We start from the raw sequence: 23234 nt of genomic DNA, 5'->3' as shown, positions 1-23234 counted from the left end.
AGGCTCGGAACTTAGCCTCCTGATGGTTACCTTTAGGGCTAAACGCAATAATACTATACAAATGAAATCATCATAAGCATACCGCTGACATGCAGCAATTAGCATATGCTTATGATAACCTCATAACCAATAAACCGAGTTTACGAGCTCTTGAGAACCATTGAAAACCAATAAAACGATCGAAAAAAATCAAATTATATACTGATGAAAAAAACAATTTACACACTATTCGCATTGTTCCTTGCTCAACAGACATGGGCACAGGATATTGATAAAATCATTACCAAACCTTATGTAGACCGCCTGATCAAAACACTAAGCAGCGACGAGATGCAAGGACGGGCAACCTTCTCTCCGGGGATCGACAAAGCGGCCAGTTTCATCGAGGCAGAGTTTAAAAGCATTGGCTTAAAGCCATTTGAAGGAAAGACTTTCAGACAGTCGTTCTTTCAGCAAAAACTAAAACCGATCAGCACTAAGGTAACCATTGATGGTAAAGAAATCGCTGCATCCAATGTTCTCGTTTACGGAAATACAGTGGAAAGTCTGGTATTTGATAAGGCAAGCAGTGCCGGATGGGCAAAGCTTGATCCTGAAAAACCTCTTATGGGCCAGATCAGATCCCTAAGCAAAGAGAACAAAAAGCAATTGATATTGGTAGATCCCAAATTTGCCGAGTCGTTTAACCGTGTCAGGGATTACCTGGCCGGTGGCACCGACCTGGATGAAAAGAAAATAAATGAACCTTCCGCAGCATTGGTATTGGTCATGGGAGAAGAAACAGTTACCAATGATTTTAAAGTAGAGGTAAAGAGCAAACTGGAAAAGCTTTCCTTATTTAACGTTGCCGGCGTTATTCCCGGGAAATCAAAAGCCAAAGAACTGGTTGTTTTTTCAGGCCATTATGACCATCTGGGAATCATCAAAAGCGATGGTCAGGACAGTATCGCCAATGGCGCCGATGATGATGCATCCGGAACAACGGCAATGATCGCACTGGCAAAATATTACAAAAAGTTAAACAACAATGAGCGTACTTTAATCTTTGTGGCCTTTACCGCAGAAGAAATCGGTGGCTTCGGTGCAAAACATTTTTCTCAAAAGCTGAACCCTGATGAAGTAGTTGCGATGTTCAATATTGAAATGATTGGAAAGGACAGCAAGTTTGGTAAGAATACCGCTTTTATTACCGGATTTGATAAATCTGACTTTGGTAAGATTCTTCAGAAAAATCTGGAAGGCACGGAATTCACTTTCCATCCGGATCCCTATCCGCAACAAAACCTTTTCTATAGAAGCGACAATGCAACCTTAGCAGCACTAGGTGTTCCTGCACATACGATCAGCACTGATCAGATCGACAGCGATAAATTCTATCATACGGTAAAAGACGAATACGAAACTCTGGATTCAGATAACATCCTCTCTACCATAAAAGGAATCGCCAAGAGTGCAATCAGCATTATAAAAGGCATTGATACCCCTACAAGAATCCCAAAATTGAGTAATTAATTATCATATACCGCCCCTTTATGAGTTTTATTAAACCGAACAAACTAACCTTTCTTGCAGCCACCGCATTATCAGTCTGCATGACCATGAGTGTCGCTTTTACTGCAGCGGCACAACAAGAAACATTGTTAATCCGCAGTCCGGCTGTAAGTGCCAATCACCTGGCCTTTGTATACGGTGGTGATATCTGGATCTCCGGAAAAGACGGAAGTAACCCGAGAAGATTGACTGTAAATCCTGCAGTAGAGCAAAATCCTCTTTTTTCTCCTGATGGAAAGCAGATTGCATTTACCGGGAATTACGATGGGAACACAGATGTATATGTCATTCCTATCGAAGGTGGAGCACCAAAAAGAGTCACCTTTCATCCGAATGAGGACCTCCTTAGAGGCTGGATTGGAAACGATCAACTGTACTTCACCTCGACTCGCGATTTTCACTTTGCATTAAGTCCAAGGCTCCACAAGGTGAATCTGGATGGCACAGGAGAACAGCCTTTGCCAATGCCTGAAGCCGTTCAGGGAAGCCCTTCCCCAGACGGACGTTATTGGGCATATATCAAAAATACGGATCCGACAGAACGCGCCCGGGTTGCCTTTAAGCGCTATCGCGGCGGAGGGATGCCTCAAATCTGGATCTTTGATACTAAAACAAACCATACAGAAATTATTCCTGGTCCGGGCTCGAACAATGTGAAGCCACAGTGGCTGGGAAACAAGGTTTATTTCCTCTCAGACAGAGACCTTACCATGAACTTGTTCAGTTATGATGTTTCCAGCAAAAAAACAGAGAAGCTGACCGATTTCAAGGATTATGACATTAAAACATTAACTGCTGGTCAGGGAGCATTGGCTTTTGAACAAGGGGGAAAAGCTCATCTGCTGGAAACAGCGAATGGTAAAGTGAAATCAATTTCTATTAGCATTCAGGCCGACGCACCTTATAAACGTCCTCATTATATTGACATGGCCGGCGCTATCGGTGGCACGGAGATTTCTCCTACAGGAGTAAGGGCCTTGTTTGAAAGTCGCGGGGAAATCTTTTCTGTACCCAAAGAAAAAGGAGATGCAAGAAACATTTCCAACTCTCCGGGTAGCTACGAGAAATTCCCTTCCTGGTCGCCCGACGGGAAATATATCTCTTACCTTTCCGATAAGAATGGCAGCTATCAATTGGTGCTGTTGAATCAGGTAACGAAAGAAGCACCAATCTATATTTCTTTAGGGAACATGCCTTTCTATTACCAACCGATCTGGTCGCCGGATAGTAAGAAACTTGTCTATGGTGATACCCACCTGAATCTTTTTTACATTGACATTAATGACAGGAAACCAGTTTTGGTGAAAGCCGATAAGGACGGTTCAAGTCCTGGCAGAAGCTATAGCGCGCTACAACCTGCCTGGTCTCCGGATTCCAAATGGATTTCTTATGTGGCTACACTTCCAAATGCAGTAAGTGCGGCCTTCCTTTACAATGTAGATAAGGCGAGCCATACCCAGGTTACAGATGGAATGAGCAATGTAAACGCGCCAAGTTTTAGCCGTGATGGCAAATACCTGTTTTTTACCGCAAGTACAGATGTAGGATTGACCAATAGTGGCCTGCACATGTCAGCCTACCAACGTCCGGTAAATTACAATGCTTATGCCTTAATCCTTTCTAAAAAAACACCTTCCTTATATAAAACAGAAAGTGATGAAGAAAGTGTAAAGCCTGACGAACAGCCAGCTAAGAAAACAGAAGAATCAAAAAAGGATAAAAAAGGGAAAGAGGACAAAAGCAAAGAGAAACCCGCTGTTCCTGAAAAAAAATCTATCGAGATAGACCTTGCTGATTTAAGTACACGGGTGATTGCATTACCTATTCCAGCGGGTAGTATTCAGGCTTTGGATGGAAATGTGGAGGGACAACTTCTTTATTTCAGAAATGGTGAACTTGGGACCCTTGACCTGAAAAAAATGGAAACAACCAATTTAGCCAGCGGAGTGAACAACCTAAGTGTCAGTGCGGATGGAAAATCTATGATGTACAGTTCAAGAGGTAATTATTACATCGTGGATGCAGCAAAAAAACCGGCAACATCAGAGAGTGGCAAGGTAAAACTGGATGGGATTAAGGTACTGGTTGATCCGGCCGCGGAGTGGAAACAAATGTTTAACGAGGTCTGGAAAATGGAAAAAGACCTGTTCTATGTAGAAAACATGCATGGTGCAGACTGGCCAGCAATGAAGGTGAAGTACGAAAAATTCTTACCCTACGTGAACCACCGTTCTGACCTTTCGTATTTGTTTAATGAAATGATGGGCGAAATGGTAGTTGGGCACAACTATATCTATCCAGGCGACGAACCCAATGCTCCTGCAGTTGGTGTGGGTATGCTAGGTGCAGACTATGAAGTGAACAATGGTTTTTATAAGATTGGTAAAATCTTTACCCGTCTGGACTGGAACCCGAGTTTTAAAGCTCCGCTTGCAGAACCTGGATTAAACATTAAGGAAGGTGATTACATTGTTGCCATTGAAGGAGTTCCTTTAACGGCAAAAACATCGATCTATAGCTTCTTTGATTTTAAAGCAGGTAAACAGGTTGCCATAAAGATCAACAGCAAACCAAGCCTTGAAGGTGCGAGAGAAGTGGTCGTAGTACCAGTCAATGTAGGTCAGGAGATGGAGTTGCGAAAAATGGACTGGGTAGAGAACAACCGTAAAAGGGTAGATAAACTGAGCAACGGACAAATTGCTTATGTATACATGCCAAATACCGGTCCTGATGGTTATTCCTATTTCAACCGTTATTACTTCTCTCAGATGGACAAAAAGGCCCTTCTGATGGACGAAAGAAACAATGGTGGTGGTTGGGTTGCAGATTATGTAATCGACCTGTTAAGCCGTGAGTTAATTAGTTACTGGGCCATCAGAGACGGCAAAAGCTTTACCACTCCAGGTAATGGAATTTTCGGTCCAAAAGCAATGCTGATCAATGAGAATGCAGGTTCAGGAGGTGATATGATGCCTTATATGTTTAAAAACAAAGGACTAGGTAAACTTGTTGGTCGTACCACTATGGGCATCCTGGTAGGCATCAGTGGTTATCCAAGTCTGATTGACGGCGGAAGCATCACTTCTCCAAACTTTGGAATTTATGATACCAATGGAAAATGGATCATTGAAAATGAAGGTGTCGCTCCTGACATCTTTGTGGAACAAACGCCAAAAGACCTGTTGGAAGGAAGAGACCCTCAGTTAGAGCGTACCGTTCAACAACTTCAGGAAGAAATGAAGACTTATAAATATCCAAATGTAACAAGACCTAAAGATCCGATCAGAGGGCATTAAGCCTTAGATGATCTTTTGCATGACATAATCATTCATAAAGAAACCGTTACCGATATCAACGTTAACGGTTTCTTTTATGATAAAGCCTGCGCTTTCATAAAAGTCTTTAGCCCTGTTTTCCCGGTTAACATTCAACTCTAATCGTAAGCCACCTTCTGCCTTTATTTTATCCAGAACTTCGTTGATCAGAAATTTCCCTACACCTTTCCCATGGCATTCGGGCAAAACATAAAGTTTGTGTAACTTATAGATTTTATTGATAGGATCTGTAACAGAGTAAGATGCAAAACCGACGTCTTTGGTATTGATTTCAGCAATCAGGAATACATATCCCTCTAAAAGCTGCTCCAGTAAAATCCCTTTATTATACATCTTTTCCAACATGTAATCGATCTGCTCCTGGCTGGTAATTGCACCGTAAGCAGGCCCCCAGGTTAAACGGGCAATTTCCTGAATCACCGGAAGGTCCTTTTCTTTTCCTTTTCTAAGCTGTATCATAGCTTTTCACTGATAAACAAATAAGGTGTTGTAAAGTTAAACGTTACAAAGCCGTCATTAATTACACTAAAATCACCATTTTCATCTTGTTTCAGGTTACTTGTTTCAAAATAAGAGACCACTTCTATGTGAAAGATGCTGCCTTTAGGTTTCCAAATGCTAAATCCTGACTTGATGGCGTATGCTTTTTCCGTTTCAGTAAACACGACGATATTAATTTCCGAGATATAACTTCCCAATTCTCTCAGGTTACTCTTTGCATCAATGACATTAACAGCAGGGTATTTCTCTGCAATCAGGTAATCAAGTACCGCATCGAGTTCATTTGTAGAAGCCCGAATAATCTTCGTATTCTCCTGAAAGAAATCCTGACCAGTCGCATTGACCACAATGTCGACTTTTAAACCGAGACTGATCAATTTCTCATAAAGAGAGGAATTGACAATTAAGGTTGGGCTCCATTCCAGCAATTGCCCCAGATATTCTTCATTGAAAGCGCCTAAATGATGGATATACAGCGCTGGCTCCTGTTTTTCTCTAACGATATGATGTGATGACATAAGGCAAATATATCTTATTTTTTTTCTTATTTTCGTCTAATTCAAACCAGCCTTTCCAGATAAAGCACTACTCATGTATGGATGATCATCGCCGCAGTATCATAAAGAACTGGAAGCTATTAGTGGAAGGGGAAAAACAAGGACTGTATACCTGCTTCAACCTTTTTTATGATGATTTATACCGCTTTGGCCTATCCTTGTACCGGGATCCGGAGTTGATTAAAGAAAGTATTCAGAATCTGTTTATAGAACTTTGGGCAATCCGGGATAAACTGGCCAATGTAGGGAACATTCAACAGTATGTTTTTACGATCTATAAGCGGATCATTTATAAGACGTATCAAAAATCATTCAGCAACGACCCTGACCTCAAACTGCCTCTGGAAGAAGTCAGTGAAGAGATGCTCAGTGTAAAATCTTATGAATCGATCTTAATCGCCAGTCAGGAAGATGAGTACCTTAAAAAGAGATTAAAGTATGCCCTTGCCAAGTTAACGCCAAGACAGAAGGAGATTATTCTGATGCGTTATTTTGAATGCCTGTCCTTTAAAGATATTGCACACAAAACGCTGTTGACAGAAAGAACGGTTTACAATACCCTCCATAGTGCCATCAGCGCTTTGCGTGAAAATCTTCTCTTTATCTGGCCTTTCTTTTAATTAAATTTTCAATCGGATCTTTCTCTTTTCCAATAGCCCGGTAATTATCACAATCATCAGCGCATACACCAACGACTTAACCAAACCAATTCCTCCTGTTCGTAGGAAAGCCGGCAATTGAGGGATACTAAACAGGGTGAGGAGGGCATAATGAATATAAGGCAAAAGATAACAGGTCAATGTACTCGTTCCCGCAGCCTTAATTGGCAAATACCAGTTCCGTTGGTTCAAGATCTCCGTGAGGTAAACGATCAGAGCAAAAGTAAGCGCGGTGATTCCGGCACAGATACTTGTCCAGGATGGTGTAGCCCTGATTTTTGAGATTCCCCAGATTGGGTTGGTCAAATATCCAAACAGTAGTAACAACACACTAAATGCAATGACACTGACCCAGAACCTGGAGCTTTTGCTTCCAAATCGCCGATAAAGTAAAGCGGTGATAACTCCGGCAAGAGGCAAGGCGGGCATAGCTCCATCTCCGGCAATCCAAACGTATGGACGTACTCCGGAAAGAAATTCCAGCCAGCCTAAATTATTGGCAGCACTAAAAAACAGGAAAAATACAAATGCTGCAATCTGTAGCACCAGCTTTCCCCCCGAAAATAGGAACACACAGCTGGAAATAAAATAAGCCCACCCAATCAGGCCTAAGATGCCCCACCATTGTACTTTCATTGCCATAATTCCGGAAGAGTTATCACTTTCAAACAAAATTGCCATCCCAATTAACAATAGGATACCTATTGCTTTCAAGGCTTTGCTTAAAGCTGGTTTATAGGAAGTATAATCCAACCAGACCAGGAAGAAGCCAATGGTTACCAAAATCTGCCAGATTGGTTTGCTCAGACTTGCAGTATCACTATAACTCTCCATGTTCACATGAAAAAATCCCATGACCAACAGGGCAACCGTTCGGGAAGAGATGTGAAAAAACAGCTGCAGGTTATCGTCTCCTTTTTTTTGTCTGCTTTGAATCGCATATGGCACAGATAAGCCAACGATGAATAAAAACGCAGGAAATACCACATCGGCAAGTCCCATATAATTTGCATCTGCAGGCGCATGCTCCAGCCATGACGGAATTCCCGTTAATGTCCAGAGGTCATTCACAAAGATCATGAGCACCATTACTCCTGCTCTCAAGGCGTCAATCGCGACCAGACGTGGTACGGAATCTTCTTTCAATGGTATGGTGGTCATCCTTAGTGTAGTGTTTTATAAATTGCACCCATTAAGGAATTTGCGCCCTTTACATCATAATCGCCAGCATAGAGGTAAGCACCTTTAAACCCATTCGCTTTAATGTAAGCCGCTTTTTTATCCACCAAAGGAATGCCATTGTAATATACGCCAAATTTGATCTCTGCTTTTTCTTTATTGTAAGCATTGGGATCTGCCGCCATAATCTCTTTAAAAGGCATATAATCATAAGAGCCCCAACCGAGGTTATTTCCTGCAGCATTGATCTCATTGAAACGTAATCCAAATGCAGGAATCCCGATGACTAATTTATCTTTAGGCATTTTATTTTTCCAGATATCAGCTCCTGCAACCATAAAATCAAAACCAGAAGGCTGACCTAGCGGCGCATTCGGGCCAACATGGGCACCATCTTCATAGGCATGCACATTTACCCAGTTTGCTTTGCTGAAATCTGCTACCGGATAATCCCAATGCAAATAATTGGTCGTCACAGAAACCGTTAATATTTGTGTAGGCAGCGCTGCGCGAAGCAGTGTTAAAAAGGGCCCTATAGACTGCATGCTTTTGGTCGTCACTGCCCCATCGTCATTTCCAAGATCCGTCATGAGGATATCTACGCCATCTATTTTGTGGTCCGTGACATATTGAGCTACGGTCGTTGCCAATGCAGCTCTTTTCCCCGGATCACTGATCACAGCACCAAAATCAGCATTATTATAAAGCGACCAGCCATCTACTCCTGATAAGGTTCCTGTTACCCCTAATAACAATGGCACTTTATTAATGTGCGCCCGGGCCACCTGTTCATCAAGATTCTGGGCCTGGTTGCCTTTCGAGAAATCAACAGCTCCGGTAGGTGTTACCCTTGCTCCTGTATACACGATATGCGTTACCGTTGTATAATCTACACTTGCAGCCGTCGCATTTTCTGTCAGGTAAGCTACGGCTACATTTGTAAAAGCTTTCGGGGTATACGTCGACGGGCTAACCAGCACCTTTGAAATCCGGGTGGAGGTCTGTCCATTATAGGTTGCCTCTACTTTAATTTCATACTCTCCTCCTGCTTCAGGAGTAAAAGTAAAGGCCGTATCCGTAGATACTTCCTTATTGTTCAGCTTCCAGGAAATCCTGGTTTTCTCGATTGGTTTTGGAGAGAAGGCCAAACCTGAATATATGGCAGACTGCCCCTGGAATATGATTCTGCTTGGGCTGGTAAAAACCCCGCTATTGTCTATAATCCTGGGATGAAAATTATCATCGTAATCGGCTTCCTTTCCTTTTTTACATCCGGCTAAGCAGGCAAGCAAAAAGAAGGAAAGCAATAAGTATTTTATATTTCCCATGTCATATGTCTTTAATGATGAATTCATCATATGTATTTAAATCTTATTAATTTTTAATATCCCCATGAATCGCCTTCAGCAAAGAATGCTCTCCGCCGGCATCTCCTAAAAGCTGCCAGATCATCACTCCCCCGGCTTTCTTTTGTAAGGCATAGGAAAGTTTTTTCTTTATGGTAGGCCAGCCGTTGTAATAAAACGTTCCTTTACCAGGCAATTCCCAGAGGTCAACCTTTTCGGCTCCCGGATACCTTTGTACGATATCTCCATAAGTCAGGCTTTCCGGAATATCAGCTCCAAACCCATAGGCGTAAAAAGGGAGCCCCAGAACGAGTCTTTCTGCGGGAATGCCTCTTAACACGTTCCAATGGTTAAAATCAATTTCTGCAGCCTCATAGGTGGAATGAGGGCCCGGTTTATCCTTTCTCCATGGACCGGTCTGGTCATAAGACATGATATTGATCAGGTCCAGTAAAGCCAGGGCTTTATCAGAATAGGCCGCAGAGTTCCAGGTCGCCACCGCAGCAGTCATCAGTTTACTTTCCTTTTTAAGCGCGGCAGATAAATCGGTTACAAAGGCTTCGTAATGTTCATTTACAAAATCACCCTCCAGGTCCACATCTATTCCGTCCAGGTTATAGGTTCGCGTCAATTGCATTAATCCGTCTACCAATATTTTCCTTTTGTCCGGCTTGAGCAGTTCTTTAAGATACTGTGGCGGATCACCACCGGCGATAGCAGCAATCACCTTCACCTGCTGCAGGTGTGCTTTCTTTACCAATTCTGTTAATCCCGCTACAGGAGCAAAAACACCCAAAGCATCCGGGTTAATAAACGCGATGTTTAAATGAGTAATTTTACTCAGGTCAATCTTGGCAGATTCCGCCAGTAAATCACCTCCAGCGAACATATAGCCCACCACTTTAAAGCGGCCAGATTCCTCTTTTTTAGGATCTTCTTTTTTAATTTCCGGTTCAGCGGCCTTTACCGGAGTCTTACTACAACCAGTAAGTATCAGCGAAAGGCAGATCAGCTGAAAAAACAATTTTATAGGTTTCATAATTCTCTTTTATACGTTACTCTTTATCCCACCAAACTCGTTTGGTCCAGCTATCTACGCCACCCAGTGCCGGTAAAACTTTTTGGAAGTTTTCCTTATTTTGCTCCTCTTCCGTGAAAGGATATTCAAATCTCCTCGGAATCGTCAGGCTCTCTCCTGTTTCAGAATCTCCTACTGCAGGGATTAAATTGGGAAAACCAGATCTTCTCCAGTTGGCATAGGCCTCAGGTCCGTTTAAGAATAAAGTAATCCAGAGTTGTTTATTGATGGTCTCTATCTCTCTGCCCGGAATCAATTGATTTCCCTGAATGAAAGTATTGATTTCGTTCGCTGGTACCGTCGGCCCTCCAGGGAAAAAGCTCAATTGCTGAAAAGCAGCGGTCAGTCCTTTTTCATAATGGCTGGCGGCAGTTCCGCCAAATGATGCGCCAAACCGAACAGTAGCTTCTGCAAGCAACAGCTCCACCTCCGAATAGGTGAGGTGTAAAAAGGGAGCATTGAAGCGGAGCAGGAAATTTGCCGGCTGGGCCTTCTGGTCATTATTCACGGCAGTATAAGCCCCTTTTCCGGGAATATCAACAATAACGTTCGATAAAAAGCCATCCCAGATATAACGTCCGGGAATCACGCCAACATAGCCTACTTTTTCAACCAGAGGTTCTGTAAGGTCAATCCGGCTTAATGGGTTTCCACCGGGAATATCCACATAATATTTCACCATATATTTCATTCTGGGATCGTTGGTTACCCGAAGCTGATCGAGAAAAGGGGTTGTGAAACGCCCCGGAACACCTCCCCCATTAAAGAAGGAAGCCGAAACAGCATTTCCACGGATATTACCTTTCCCATCCTCATAAGGATTCTGAACATCTTCATGATCTAACTTACAAACATCCCCATTGCTGGTAAACACCCCTTCATTATAAGCTTGCTGAGCTTCGGCCTGTGCTTTTGCAGGGTCGCGCTTCACCAGACGCATGGCGAGGCGCAAATGCAGAGAGCTGGCAAATTTCTTCCAGGCATTGATGTCTCCACCATAAAATAAATCCCCTTTTACGATATCCTTCGCGCCATCAAGTTGTGCCCTTGCCGCTTTTAGCTCCTGGAAAAAACTAGTATATATTTCCTCCTGAGTATCAAATTTGGCTTTTGTTCCGAGACCAGCTTCACTATAAGGAAGATCACCATATAAATCAGTCATCCTGGCAAAGTTGTATACCTTCATGATGCGGCAAATGGCGTTCAGGTTTGTTTTATCCGGGACATTTGTCGTTCTTTTTACTGCATCTACTACATTTACGAGATCAGTTCCATAGGAATCTTCCCAGAGTACCCCCATAATATTGGGATCCCGGAAATAAATCCCTCCCCAACGGTTGCTATATGGTCCTGCGATGTGTTGAACCAATGGCATAGTCATCATAAAAGTCGTTCTCTCATTCACGTTCAGATCACCGGAAAACCGGAGCTGAATTAAAGAGAGCTGTACCGAAGGATCCAGATTAGAGGACCTGGTCGGATCAATATTTGTATCCCCAAATTTTTTGCAGGCGCTAAACGCCATTGCAATGGTTAATAAACTGAGGAGGTATGTCTTTAAAATCTTTTTCATTGTCATCTTATTTAAATACTTACCTGTTAAAATCTAAAATTTAAATTAAGGCCAAAGCTTCGTCTACCGGGCAGGGAACCATATTCAATACCTTGTCCATTTCCATTATTGTAGTTGGAATCAGGATCGACATTGGGCACATTCTTATAAAGAATGAATGGATTTCTGCTTACTAATCCCACCTGAACATCTTTCACTCCCCATCTGGAGGTCAGCGTTGAAGGAAGGCGGTAATTCAAAGTGATCTCCCTGATTTTGACATAAGAAGCATCATAAATAAAAGGTCTGGCTACAGAATTCGAAACATCGAGAATTCTTCCCCAATACACCGAAGGGTCCATTGCCTTCGTATTTTGGCTATATACAGGACTTCCATCCGCATTGGTGCCTGTTTGCACGACACCGACTGGCACGAACCCTCTGACCATGCCTGATGCTGTCCATTCCTGAATGGTTTTTCCTGCCGCCTGACGATCTTCTTCAGATTTGATCCACTCGGCTCTTCCTCCCAGTGTTGTTTTCAAACTTCCGGCACCGGCAGCAGAATAATTGGTCAGCGAGAGTAAGTCTGCTCCGAATTTCAAGTCGAAAATCGTTCCCAGACTAAAGTTCTTGTACCGGAACGTACTGCTCAATCCTCCCGTCCAGTCAAAGATTCCTTTACCTATAATCTGTCTGGTAGGACTTAACAAGGGTTGAAGGTCTATCGGATTAAGAATAATATTTCCCTGAGGATCTTTTTGATAATCAAAGGCTAAAATTGCACCATAAGAAGCGCCTGGCTGTGCGACTACAGATACGCCCATCCAACGCGCATCAGATAGACTTAAGAAAGGCGTTCCCGGTGCTAATGACTCAACTTTATTGACATTTCTGGCAAAGCTGAAGTTTAGATCCCAGGTAAAGTCCTTGCTGCTGATCGGTGTGCCACTCAGTGCAATCTCTATTCCTTCATTTGAGATCACCCCGGCATTTTTGATCTCATTTCTATATCCTGAAGAAGGGGGAACGGGTACAATATTCAGCTGATCTTTTGATTTTGAATTGTAATAGGTAAGGTCAAGCCCCAATCGCTGACCAAAGAATTTAAGTTCTGTTCCGAACTCATAAGAACGTGTCGTAGTCGGTTTCAGGTCTTTATTTGGTTTTATACTTGTAGAAATTCCTCCGATAGTCTGTCCTTTAAAAGGCAAAGGACTTGTGGCATAATAAGCATCCGTCAGGTAAGGATCGGTATCTGATGCCACCTGTGCGATGGATGCCCTGATTTTACCGAATGATAAAATCCTTTTATCCATTTTGAGTGCTTCTGTGAAGACAAAACTTCCGCTTAATGAAGGGTAAAGCTTGCTGTTTTTACCTAAAGCAAGAGTAGAATAAGCATCCTGCCGAAGCGTAGCATCCACATACAGATAGCCTTTATAACCAGCGGCGATGATTCCATATACGGAATTGAACGATTTTCTATACGCTGTAGGCTGTACCGACTGAGAAGTATAACTGGTAGGACTCACCACATCCAATACCGTTTGATTTGTAAACTGGAGGATACTTCCATCTGCTCTGCTTCTGGTAATGCTACTCCCCAGACGGGCTGATAAATTTAAGGAAGGAGTGACCTGTCTTTCAGCAGAAAGCAATAAGTCGGCCTCGATGGTTTTCAACTTTCTTTTAGTTTGATCCAGCGTTCCGGTAAGTGCGCCTGGCGTAGATCTTGGGCTAAACTTTTCAAAGTCAAGGTCCGTCTGATCTGCAGATGCTCTTCCCTGAAGATTTAACCAGCTTAAAATACTATAGTTGAGTTGCAATGTTCCCATCAAACGATCCTTGGTCGTTTTATTTTTCATTTCATTGATCACCCAATAAGGATTCAGGCGGTATTGGTTTCCGTTGTTCCAATCTAAATAGCTTCCATCGGCATTTCTATATTCATTCTTAAACCGGGCCTGATCCACTGTATTTGCGAGGGAGAGAAAGCTATTTCCAATATTTGCAGGATCGTCGGCCAGAGAAGGCCTGTTGTCGACCTTTTCATTCATATAAAAGGCCCTTGCTTCCAGGGTAATCTTAGATCCGAATTTAGAGCTTCCATTAAAGGTGAAGGAGTTTCTATGCATTCCACTGGCAGGAATGATGTCCTTATTCGTCAGATTGGATGCCGAGAAACGGAAGGAAGAAACGTCAGAGGCATTTGTAAACGAAAGCGTATTGTTAAACGTTGAACCTGTTCTGAAAAAACCATCGATATTATTTTTTACATAGGCATAGGGCTTACGTTCACCCGTTCCGGTGATCACCATTAGGTCGGGATCGATCCTGGCACCAAAATTCTTTGTTAACGTATTATAATCCTGTATGGCAAGTGTGTTCAGCTGCTGCTTGGTTCCCTGACCATATAGCGATTGATAGCCGTCGTAGCTGGTCAGCTGGCTTTCAACAGATGATGTATTGTTAAATTCAATTCCCAAATCTTTTGACCCAACCCCTTTTTTTGTTGTGATCAGAATCACCCCATTGGCCGCTCTGGCACCATATAGCGCCGAAGCTGAGGCTCCTTTAAGGACACTGATCTTATCTACGTCATCCGGATTGATGGCAGATATCGCATCACCCAGGTCCAAACCAGCAGCATATTGCCCTGAACCCGTTCCTCCGTAATTGGAATTGTCTATCGGAACCCCATCTACAACATACAAGGGTTGGTTATTACCGGTCACGGTTGTGCTTCCACGAATAATGACGCGGGAAGAACCTGCAGGGCCTCCTGCTGTTCCGGTAATGATCAATCCGGGAACTTTCCCCGCTAAAGAGTTAATGACATTAATCTCTCTGGCTTTTTTTAGGCCCTTTCCATCTACTTCAGACACGGCATATCCTAAAGATTTTTGCTCCCTTTTAATTCCTAAGGCAGTCACCACTGCCTCTTGTAATTCTGTCGTCGCTTCTTTTAGCACAATCGTCACACTTTTCTGCTGCTCGTTTGCTACAATTGCTGTTTCCTGAAAGCCCAACATCCTAAAACGAATCACATCACCATGATCTGCAGGGATAGAGAATGTGCCATCGGCGTTGGTTGTCACTGTTTTGTTGTTCTTCGTATTGACAACAACAACACCGGGAATACTGACTTTCTTTTCATCAGTCACTCTCCCTGTTAAGGTAAAAACAATACTAATCTCTGGAACCGGCCGGTAAGACTGAATCATAATGGTCTGCCCATTAATCTGGTATTTAATGCTTACTTTTTTAGAAATTGCATTCAGGATTTCATCAATCTTTTGTTTTTCAATCTTTAGGTCAATCCGGGTGTTAACATTTAAGTCCAGTGGATTGTAAGAAAAATGAACTCCTGCTTCACCTTCAATTTGCTTAAAAGCACTGAGGACCGTCGTATTTTTCCAATTAAAAGAATATCGCTTATCCTTTGATTGTGCATACCCGGATAAGGAAATAATTAAAATAAAGCATAAACAGGTTTTTAGCAGAAGCCCATAAAAAAAATAATAGGGGGGTAAGTTTTTTTTCATACTGGTTTGGTTGGTTTGGTTAGTTGGTTTGTTATTTTTTTTCGAAATCCAGGGTTACGATATCATCTTTTATGGTGTAAGTAAAATGGTTAGAAAATCCTATGGCTTTAAGTACCTCGCTAAGCCCTTCATTGACGAATGTTCCGGTAAAAGCAATTGGTTTCTTCGGTTGGTTTCTACTCCGTACTTCTATACCGTAGATTTCTTTTAAGACTGATTTGATCTCTTTTAAAGAAGCCATCGAGAACACCAGTTTACGGTTTTTCCAATTGTCGATCTCCTCCAGGTTAAAGGTTGATTTGGCAAATCTATCGGATGTAACCTCTACCTGTTCACCCGGAACAAGTTGTAAATGGTCTACGACTTTCTCATTCACCAGGGAGCCGACACTGACTTTTCCGGAATTGAGCATGACTAATGTATGTGCCCGGTTGTTGTAATTATTGATTTTGAAGGACGTTCCTAAGGCGGTTGTCGTTGTTGTACCGGAAATGACAATAAAAGGCTTTTCTTTATCTTGAGCAACCTCAAAATAAGCTTCTCCATTTAGCCAGAGAACTCTCTTTTCCTGATTATAATGATCATCCAGTTTTAGTTCTGTTGATCCATTGATGGTTACTTTAGTTCCATCACCGAGGATAAGGGTCTTTCTTTCATTGTAAGCCGTCTTTAGGAGCATACTTTTAGCACCCGCAGCATATGGCTGAATTTGATTCCCATATTCCTTTTTGTTGAATAAGGAATAAACACCAATGCAAAGCAGAATTGTGGCTGCAATAGATATCCAGGAACTGCGACTCATGAGACGCCTTACCGGCACTTCTTCCAGGAGCTCGACTTGCTGTTCCGTACCTTCTATTGCCAGCTTAAGCTTGTTTAGCTCCTGTTGTTTTTCCCGGGGGTCGATCTTGACAGCGAGTAAAAAGAAAAGCGTTTTTGCTTTATGGATTCTTTCTTCCAGCTCAGGTTGCTCCTTCAGGATATTTTTCCAGAACAAAACATCTTCCTGCTGAGTTCCCAGGCAATAATTAACAAAGCTTTCTTCAGTTAAAAAGTCTTCAATGGCATAAGCATCGTATTTCATTCCGGCGGTTATATGGGTTTACCAATACAAGTGCAGGAAGAATTGATTTTTTACCAAAGGATTTTGAAATATATTTTTTTTATGGGTATAAGCTGGAGGTTAGTCAAAAAAATGGAGTAATTTCTGATTGACGAAGGGTAGGTACCAGACTATGACAAAAATAACAACGACCAGCAGGACCACTCCCAAAAGCATAAAAAGCACTGTTTTTTTCTTCTTTTATGATAAAACCTGCTGTTCGATATTTTTGTCCATTGTGTATATTTTAGCAGAAGATAAAGGACAAGACTAAATAATCAACACAATAACGATTTAATAAAAATAAAATATGGTCGATATCGGACAAAATGATCGATATCAGGACGGTATTACATCCGATTCTTTTTCATCTAATCTTTAATCATTCTAAATTATGTTAACTTTGCCGCTTAATCAACGTAAATCGTGTCAGGACAACCTACATCTAATTCAAAAGGACAGATCAAAATTGATGAAACCTCATTCTTTCATCTTTACCAAACCTATTGGAAGAAATTATATCAATTGGCCTATAAATACCTTGGGGATGTTTACCGTGCTGAAGGACTTGTGCAGGAAGTTTTCACTTCCATCTGGCAACGAAAAGATAAGATTCTATTGGAAGAGGAAACGGTAGAAAACTACCTCGTCCGTGCGATCCGTTTCCGGATTGCACGAAGCTATAGTGATGAAATCCGAAAGACTAAGAAAATGGATGAATTGCTAAGCAGGCAGAACAACTCCGACTCCCATACCGAAGAGCAAATATTATATACTTTTTTAAGAGCCGAAATTGACAAACTGGTTGACTTGCTTCCTCAACGCTGCAAAGCCGTTTACGAACTCAGCCGTAATGAAGGACTCAACAATCGTGAAATTGCTTTGAACCTCCTGATTTCTGAGAAAACAGTAGAAAATCAACTCACTAAAGCCTTAAAATTTATACGCAAAGGGCTGGAACAATATCCGATCAGTTAAATGATCTAAACACATAGGGGACAAGCCCTTGTCATGATAATATTATAACAACAACCCATAATTATGAACCCGGAAACACTAAAAAAATGCTTATCAGGCGACGCTTCTAAAGAAGAGTGGTTAGCTTATGAGCAGTGGCTTGAGGGTGCAGATGAAGATGATGATCTTCCCGAAATTGGAATCGAAGATGGTTCTGACTCCCGTATCTGGTCGCAGATTCAAGGAAAAAATCAAAAACAGGACCGTTTCCATAAATATAAAATGCATACGTTATGGGGATCCGTGGCTGCGGGTTTATTATTGATCAGCACACTCTTGTTTTTCTCTCAAAAGCAAACGCTTCATTCCAATCAGCAAATGGTCTTTCAATCTGACAGCTCCCAACCTTTCTTAGAAAAAGAATTCCAGGGCCTGTTGATGAAACTAGGAACAAACAGCAAAGTAAGCATGCGAAGTCAAATAGATAATGACATCAATATCCAGCTTTCCGGCAATATGATGCTCAGCAACACCTCTGCTCAGGATAAATATACCCAGGTACTATATACTGCATCCGACGGACATCAAATCAGCAAAAAGATCTGCCTCAGGAAAGGACAGAAATACCTCCTTGCCTATTACCCCCTCAAAAAAGATAAACTTCTGATCATAGAGAACCACGTGCTGATGGATATGCCACCAGCCCTGGTGATAAACCTCAGGAACGATTTTGGCCTTCTTTAAGCAACATATTCAGTAGAAGCACCTGATTTCCTAAAACGATCTTACGACCATATTGTCGAATCCATTTATTATTCATAACAGTATCTATCCTTATTCCATTTTTCATTTCAATAAATTATTTAAATTTATTCTAAATAATGTAGGGGAAAAGCAGAACTTATGATAATAGTATATAAGAGCTGGATTGAATATGAAGAATGAACAATTAGATTTACCGGAAGAAGAGATAAATGTCGATCAAAGTGACTGCAACGCCGATAAATTAGCCGAGTTATTTTTAAGAGCGGAAAATGCGAAAGGATCTTATTTAACTCCATTTGATCGCCTATTACTCGAATTTCTCTATACTAAACAGGTAGTGATCAATACCGAAGAGCTTTGGATGACCCTTAAAAGAACGGGTGTAAAAATCAGCATCGCCACGGTCCAACTTTGTTTAAATAGATTTCATCGCTGTGGCCTCCTCGGGAAGCAAAAACTGGAGGGCGAGAAGAAGCACTGCTACTCTTTCATCAACTAGCCCTCCCGTCATTTTATTTTATTCGGTCCTTAAGCTCCTGACTTCCCGTGCTGCGTGCTTTCTCCGCGGAAGGGCCTGAGCCAAAACGATAAGAGAAGGAAAGAATTACTGAGCGGCTATCCGGACGTTCATAGCTGTACGTCTTAATCCCTCCATAATTGGCAGAGTGCTGATATCGAGCACTCTTAAAAATATCATTAACCATCAGGTTAAGGCTTGCCTTTCCCTCGATCAATTCCTTTTTCGCCCCTACAGAAACCATATAGTAGCCCTTGGTGCTAAAAATACCAGATAATGCTTTAGAACGGTACAAACCATTAAGTTCAGCTTTCCAGCCTTGCCCTATTTTAAAAGAATTTTGTGAATCAAAAGTGAAACTGTTTCCTTTCAAAGCCGTTCTAAGCCCTTTATCGTTTACTGTAAATTCATTGCGGAACAGATTGGCAAACTGCGTTCCTGTCCACCAGGTGGTAAAATCAGTTGAACCGGTAATGCTCAATCCATAGTTAACAAAGGTGGCCAGATTTTCGGGTTTCAAAAAAGTCATATTCTGTGCTCCAAAACCACCCACAATGTTACTAATCACATCATTACTCCGACTATAGGTCAGGTTAGCATGATACTTCGATTTAAAGCTATATCCCAGCTCGAAGGAGTTCACAATCGCTGGCTGCAGATAAGGATTTCCTTCTTCGTAGCTAAAAGGGTCAACATATATTCGAAAAGGGTTCAGATCCCAATAACTGGGACGTTCAATCCTTTTGCTGTAACCAATCTGTAGTTTATGATTTTCATTAAGTTCCTGATTCAGGAAGACACTGGGAAACACTTTAAAATATTCCCGCGTGACTAAAGAATCCGTGGTAATCTGATGTCCTCTCGTGAAAGTATACTCACCTCTCAGACCGACCTGAAAGCTGAATTTCCCAAAAGCATACTTCAGGTTAACATAGCCTGCCTGGATTTGCTCTTTATATTTAAAGTGATTACTGGTCCCGGCATCCCGCAGATAAATTTCATTCTTTAAGGTATCATATTTCAGGTTGTTCTCCGTTTGTACATAGCTGCCTTTCCAACCGCTCTCCAACTTCCCTGAGCCTCCCAATGGCAAGGTGTAATCCAGTTTAGCCACGTAGATGTCATTGCTGGAAGGAAGATCTCCCCGACGTGAGCCAGGTACCCGAATTGTTGCCCCTGATGGATCCATATACCGGGTATCTAACTGCTGATCCATTTTAGAGAAATGGCTCACGTAATCCATATCCAGGGTAAGTTCATGCCCCTTATCATCAAAACGGTGCAGATAGTTCACATTGTAAAGCATATCCTCCCATCTTTCCTTTCCTTCTGTAAGCGTTCTGCTATCCCACAACTGTTCATTCCCGGCACCATTGTATAACATGTTTTTTGTCTTCTGAAGAGAAGGATATTTTCCTACCCCACCATTGATCAGAAAGCCCAAAGTATTCTTCTCATTGATAAATACATCCATGCCGGCACGAAAATTCTGGGACCGTAATTTTGCAGTTTCCACCGTTTCCTGCCGGGAAACGCGCGAAGGCATCTGTGTTGCCGACTGGTCGGTAAAGAATGTTCGGTCGGTATTGGTATTTCCTTTTAAATTCTGGAAAAAGTAATTGTAATTCCCAAACACATTGATTTTCTCCGTTCGGTAATTGAGATCAGTCCCTCCGCCAAGACGGGCTCCTCTTCCAGCTCCCCCATTAACAGAAACATTTCCATTCAATCCCGTTTTTACATTTTTCTTAAGCAGGATATTGATGATTCCTCCCTTACCCGCAGCATCATAGCGTGCGGAAGGATTTGCCATGATTTCTATTCTGGACACTGTGTTAGATGCTGTTCCACGAAGCAGATTCGCCAGCTGGCTTCCCGACAAATAGGTCAGTTTTCCATTGATCATAACCGTAGTTCCGGGCCTGCCTTTCAAACTAATTTCCCCACTGTCATCGATAGTTACACCGGGTGCTTTTGATAACAATTCCAAAGCAGTACTTCCCTGGCTAAGAACACTGTTTTCTACATTCATCACCATTCTATCCAGTCGCTGCTCGAGCAATGGTCTGGAAGCAGCAATTTCTACTGTATGAAGAAGGCGACTGTCTTCTAACAGCTTAATGCTCCCTAAAGAAAGTACCTGATGCGGTCCGCTTAGGTCCAATACATGACTGGTATAGCTCAGGTATCCAACATAATTGATCTTAACTTTGTAGCTTCCTTTGGGAACTCCGTTTAGCTGAAAATATCCCAGGGAATCAGTCATTGCGGTCGTCACCTTTAATGAATCCGGAGATTTAAAAAGATAAATCCCGGCATAGCCAACCGGTTTTTCTTTTTCATCTACCAGTCGGCCGGTAATACGGTGAGGCTGGGCATGAATATATAGAGAACAAATAAACAAACATAAAAAGGACAGTGTTGCTTTCATATATTGAGGATCATTTAAGAAATTAGGGTTGCGGATTTTTTTTCTTTTGCAGCGGCAGCTTTCAGAAGTGCCGTTACAATTGACGCGCCTAAAGCAGGCATTTATTTTTTTAAACAACATCGATGAAATATAAAGGCATAGCGGATTCCTGTAACAAAAAATGTTTTAATTTTCATTGCTTTTAAGTACTAATAGATTTAGAAATAAGCCTCATTTAGTTGAGGGGAAACCTGACAGATATGACCTGCCAGGTTCTAGTTTATAGTATTAAGGGGGAGTATAATTATACCATCTGCTTTTATTCCTTTCTTTTCGTCTAAGCAGTTTAATGTGCTCTTACTATATAGAATTATCATAACTCAGGATTTCCCCCTATTTCTATTTAGAACTATTTTAAATAAAACACCCATGATACCGGTTCCCCGGAGTAGATACTTCCTCATAGCATTCTTCTGACTGGTGTTAATGGCTAAGTATGCAGGCGATCTAGCTGACACATGCTCTCTTTAAGATTTGGATACAGCTGCTGATATATCTTAAAGATCTTTCGGTACAGCTCATGATTCTTCAGATTTGGCTCGATCCTTTGTCTCTCTTTTATGTAGGATGGATAGTCTTGATGTAACCCCATCGCCTTTATGGCCAGATAAGCAGCACCAACGGCAGAAGCGTCTTCTGTTTGCAGGAGGACAATTTCTTTCCCGGTGATGTCTGCCAATATTTCCATCCATATTCTGGACTGAACAAATCCGCCGCTCACATTGATTTGTTTGATCTCTTCAGCATATTGTTCCACCGCCTGAAGCACTTCATTAAGCGCATAACAAATGCCTTCAAGAACAGCCCGTGAAAAATGCTCCTGACGATGATGGAGCCGAAGGCCAAAAAAAGTACCACAGCTTTCGGAATCCCATATCGGCGCGCGTTCACCAGTCAGGTAAGGAAGAAAGATCAGCCCCTTGCTTCCTGCTGTTGTAGCGCTTGCTCTTTCAAAGAATGAAGTATAATCATCAGCAATCAATTCTTCTTTACCCAGCGCATTTTTAAGAAACCACTGCAGGGCAATCCCACCATTGTTTACCGGCCCTCCACAAATATAGGTCTGCTCATCCAATAGATAACTGAAAGTCATGGCCTGTTCGTTAACGATTGGTTTTCTGCTCGAAATCCGTATCGCCCCGCTGGTTCCAATTGTAAGTGCTGCAACCCCAGCTGCAACTGCATCACTTCCCAGATTTGCCAGACAACCATCGCTGGCACCGATAACAAATATTATTCCGGAAACATCCTTCCTGCTATAGCTTGTATCAACCGGTACAGATAAACGATCTTCAGTAATGCCCGCCATTAGCAAAGCATTCTCACTCCAGTTCAACTGTTCTACATCAAATAATCCGGTACACGAAGCAATTGAATGATCAATTTTAAATTCTTTAAATAACTGATACCAGATATATTCCTTGATAGAGATAAACTTATACGCACGATCAAATAGTTCCGGCTGATGTTCGCGCAGCCAGACAATCTTACAGAGCGGAGACATCGCGTGAATTGGCGTTCCGGTACGCTTATAAATGTTTATTCCCTGTTCAGATGCCCTGATTCGTCTCGCAATGCCGGAGCTACGCGAGTCTGCCCATGTCATCATAGGAGCAAGAGGAATACAATCCTCATCGACGCTGATTAAGCTATGCATCGCACTGCTTAATCCAATCGCAACAGGACTGGATCCCATTCGATCTATGATCTCCGCTATACACTTCTTAAAAGCGGCCCAAATTACTTCAGGTTCTTGTTCACTATACCCTGCCATTGGTGAATCAGAGGCATAATAATGCTGAACCGAATCAATTGGTTCATAATTCAGGTCAAGCGCAACTCCCTTTGTGCTCCCCGTTCCAATGTCCATTCCCAGAATATATTCCATGATTCAGATTTAGATTTTTAATATAGAAAAAATATGCTGTGCATTTGGCCTTGCAACAAGGAAATCATACCCACTAAAATAAACGGGGTCAAAATATTATAAATGCAAAATGGCTTTCCTGCAATAGGAAAGCCATTTAAGATGATTTAAAGTGTGGTCCCGACGAGAATCGAACTCATATCTAAAGTTTAGGAAACTTCTATTCTATCCGTTGAACTACGGGACCAAT

The 23234-nt window shown here is 42.0% G+C and carries 16 protein-coding genes and 1 tRNA gene; 6 read left to right on the top strand and 11 right to left on the bottom strand.

The genetic code is table 11. The annotated features are described in order from the left end of the window. The first annotated feature begins 204 nt into the window (after positions 1-204). Both BLQ87_RS24305 and BLQ87_RS24300 read left to right on the top strand, forming a co-directional pair. Entirely contained in the window at positions 205-1512 is a 1308-nt protein-coding gene (locus BLQ87_RS24305) for a M20/M25/M40 family metallo-hydrolase (RefSeq protein ID WP_074611514.1), read from the top strand. 20 nt (positions 1513-1532) lie between these two features. After that, the gene (locus BLQ87_RS24300; RefSeq protein ID WP_074611513.1) at positions 1533-4847 is read left to right on the top strand and encodes a S41 family peptidase; all 3315 of its coding nucleotides are present in this window, start codon (positions 1533-1535) and stop codon (positions 4845-4847) included. A 3-nt stretch (positions 4848-4850) separates the two neighbouring features. Here the strand turns inward: BLQ87_RS24300 and BLQ87_RS24295 are convergent, their stop codons facing one another. Together BLQ87_RS24295 and BLQ87_RS24290 are read right to left on the bottom strand one after the other, a co-directional pair. Beyond that, positions 4851-5345 carry a GNAT family N-acetyltransferase gene (locus tag BLQ87_RS24295; protein WP_074611512.1) on the bottom strand — a complete coding sequence of 165 codons (495 nt, stop codon included), beginning with the start codon at positions 5343-5345 and terminating at the stop codon, positions 4851-4853. After that, positions 5342-5905: a thiamine pyrophosphokinase gene (locus tag BLQ87_RS24290; RefSeq protein WP_074611511.1), complete on the bottom strand. Its 564-nt coding sequence runs from the start codon at positions 5903-5905 to the stop codon at positions 5342-5344. The genes BLQ87_RS24295 and BLQ87_RS24290 overlap by 4 nt, the downstream gene beginning before the upstream one ends. 77 nt (positions 5906-5982) lie before the next feature. Between BLQ87_RS24290 and BLQ87_RS24285 the strand changes: the two genes are divergently transcribed. Then, a complete protein-coding gene (locus BLQ87_RS24285) occupies positions 5983-6564 on the top strand; it encodes an RNA polymerase sigma factor (protein ID WP_074611510.1) in 582 nt (193 codons plus the stop codon). Here BLQ87_RS24285 and BLQ87_RS24280 read toward each other — a convergent pair whose 3' ends face one another. Genes BLQ87_RS24280 through BLQ87_RS24255 form a run of 6 tightly spaced genes read right to left on the bottom strand, consistent with a single transcriptional unit; the run spans position 6565 to position 16390 of the window. After that, positions 6565-7764, bottom strand: coding sequence for a DUF5009 domain-containing protein (locus BLQ87_RS24280; protein WP_074611509.1), 1200 nt, complete (start codon positions 7762-7764; stop codon positions 6565-6567). 2 nt (positions 7765-7766) lie between these two features. After that, positions 7767-9110 (bottom strand): glycosyl hydrolase family 18 protein, encoded by a 1344-nt coding sequence (locus BLQ87_RS24275; RefSeq protein ID WP_172664954.1) that lies wholly within the window; start codon positions 9108-9110, stop codon positions 7767-7769. Between the two features lie 46 nt (positions 9111-9156). After that, the gene (locus BLQ87_RS24270) at positions 9157-10167 is read right to left on the bottom strand and encodes a glycosyl hydrolase family 18 protein (RefSeq protein ID WP_074611507.1); all 1011 of its coding nucleotides are present in this window, start codon (positions 10165-10167) and stop codon (positions 9157-9159) included. Positions 10168-10183: 16 nt separating this feature from the next. Beyond that, complete coding sequence (locus BLQ87_RS24265) at positions 10184-11779, bottom strand: SusD/RagB family nutrient-binding outer membrane lipoprotein (RefSeq protein WP_074611506.1); 1596 nt, start codon at positions 11777-11779, stop codon at positions 10184-10186. 26 nt (positions 11780-11805) lie between these two features. Beyond that, positions 11806-15306 (bottom strand): SusC/RagA family TonB-linked outer membrane protein, encoded by a 3501-nt coding sequence (locus tag BLQ87_RS24260; RefSeq protein WP_083362035.1) that lies wholly within the window; start codon positions 15304-15306, stop codon positions 11806-11808. Positions 15307-15337: 31 nt separating this feature from the next. Then, on the bottom strand, positions 15338-16390 hold the full coding sequence (locus tag BLQ87_RS24255; protein WP_074611505.1) for a FecR family protein: 1053 nt from the start codon (positions 16388-16390) through the stop codon (positions 15338-15340). A gap of 444 nt (positions 16391-16834) precedes the next feature. On the opposite strand from BLQ87_RS24255, the gene BLQ87_RS24250 reads away from it, so the two are divergent. The 3 genes from BLQ87_RS24250 (at position 16835) to BLQ87_RS24240 (ending at position 18629) form a co-directional block, all read left to right on the top strand. Beyond that, positions 16835-17386, top strand: a complete 552-nt coding sequence (locus tag BLQ87_RS24250) for an RNA polymerase sigma-70 factor (protein WP_172664953.1) — start codon at positions 16835-16837, stop codon at positions 17384-17386. A gap of 63 nt (positions 17387-17449) precedes the next feature. Further along, the gene (locus tag BLQ87_RS24245; protein ID WP_074611504.1) at positions 17450-18109 is read left to right on the top strand and encodes a hypothetical protein; all 660 of its coding nucleotides are present in this window, start codon (positions 17450-17452) and stop codon (positions 18107-18109) included. A 190-nt stretch (positions 18110-18299) separates the two neighbouring features. Beyond that, positions 18300-18629 carry a helix-turn-helix domain-containing protein gene (locus BLQ87_RS24240; RefSeq protein ID WP_074611503.1) on the top strand — a complete coding sequence of 110 codons (330 nt, stop codon included), beginning with the start codon at positions 18300-18302 and terminating at the stop codon, positions 18627-18629. Between the two features lie 13 nt (positions 18630-18642). Here BLQ87_RS24240 and BLQ87_RS24235 read toward each other — a convergent pair whose 3' ends face one another. The 3 genes from BLQ87_RS24235 to BLQ87_RS24225 form a co-directional block, all read right to left on the bottom strand. Next, on the bottom strand, positions 18643-21078 hold the full coding sequence (locus BLQ87_RS24235) for a TonB-dependent receptor (RefSeq protein WP_172664952.1): 2436 nt from the start codon (positions 21076-21078) through the stop codon (positions 18643-18645). A gap of 469 nt (positions 21079-21547) precedes the next feature. Then, positions 21548-23005 carry a gluconokinase gene (locus tag BLQ87_RS24230; RefSeq protein ID WP_074611501.1) on the bottom strand — a complete coding sequence of 486 codons (1458 nt, stop codon included), beginning with the start codon at positions 23003-23005 and terminating at the stop codon, positions 21548-21550. Positions 23006-23159: 154 nt separating this feature from the next. Then, positions 23160-23231 (bottom strand) — tRNA-Arg (locus BLQ87_RS24225). Positions 23232-23234: the final 3 nt, after the last annotated feature.

Source organism: Pedobacter steynii (assembly GCF_900103665.1).
In the GTDB taxonomy this organism is placed as follows: Bacteria; Bacteroidota; Bacteroidia; order Sphingobacteriales; family Sphingobacteriaceae; genus Pedobacter; species Pedobacter steynii.
This window is presented reverse-complemented; position numbering and strand designations above follow the sequence as displayed.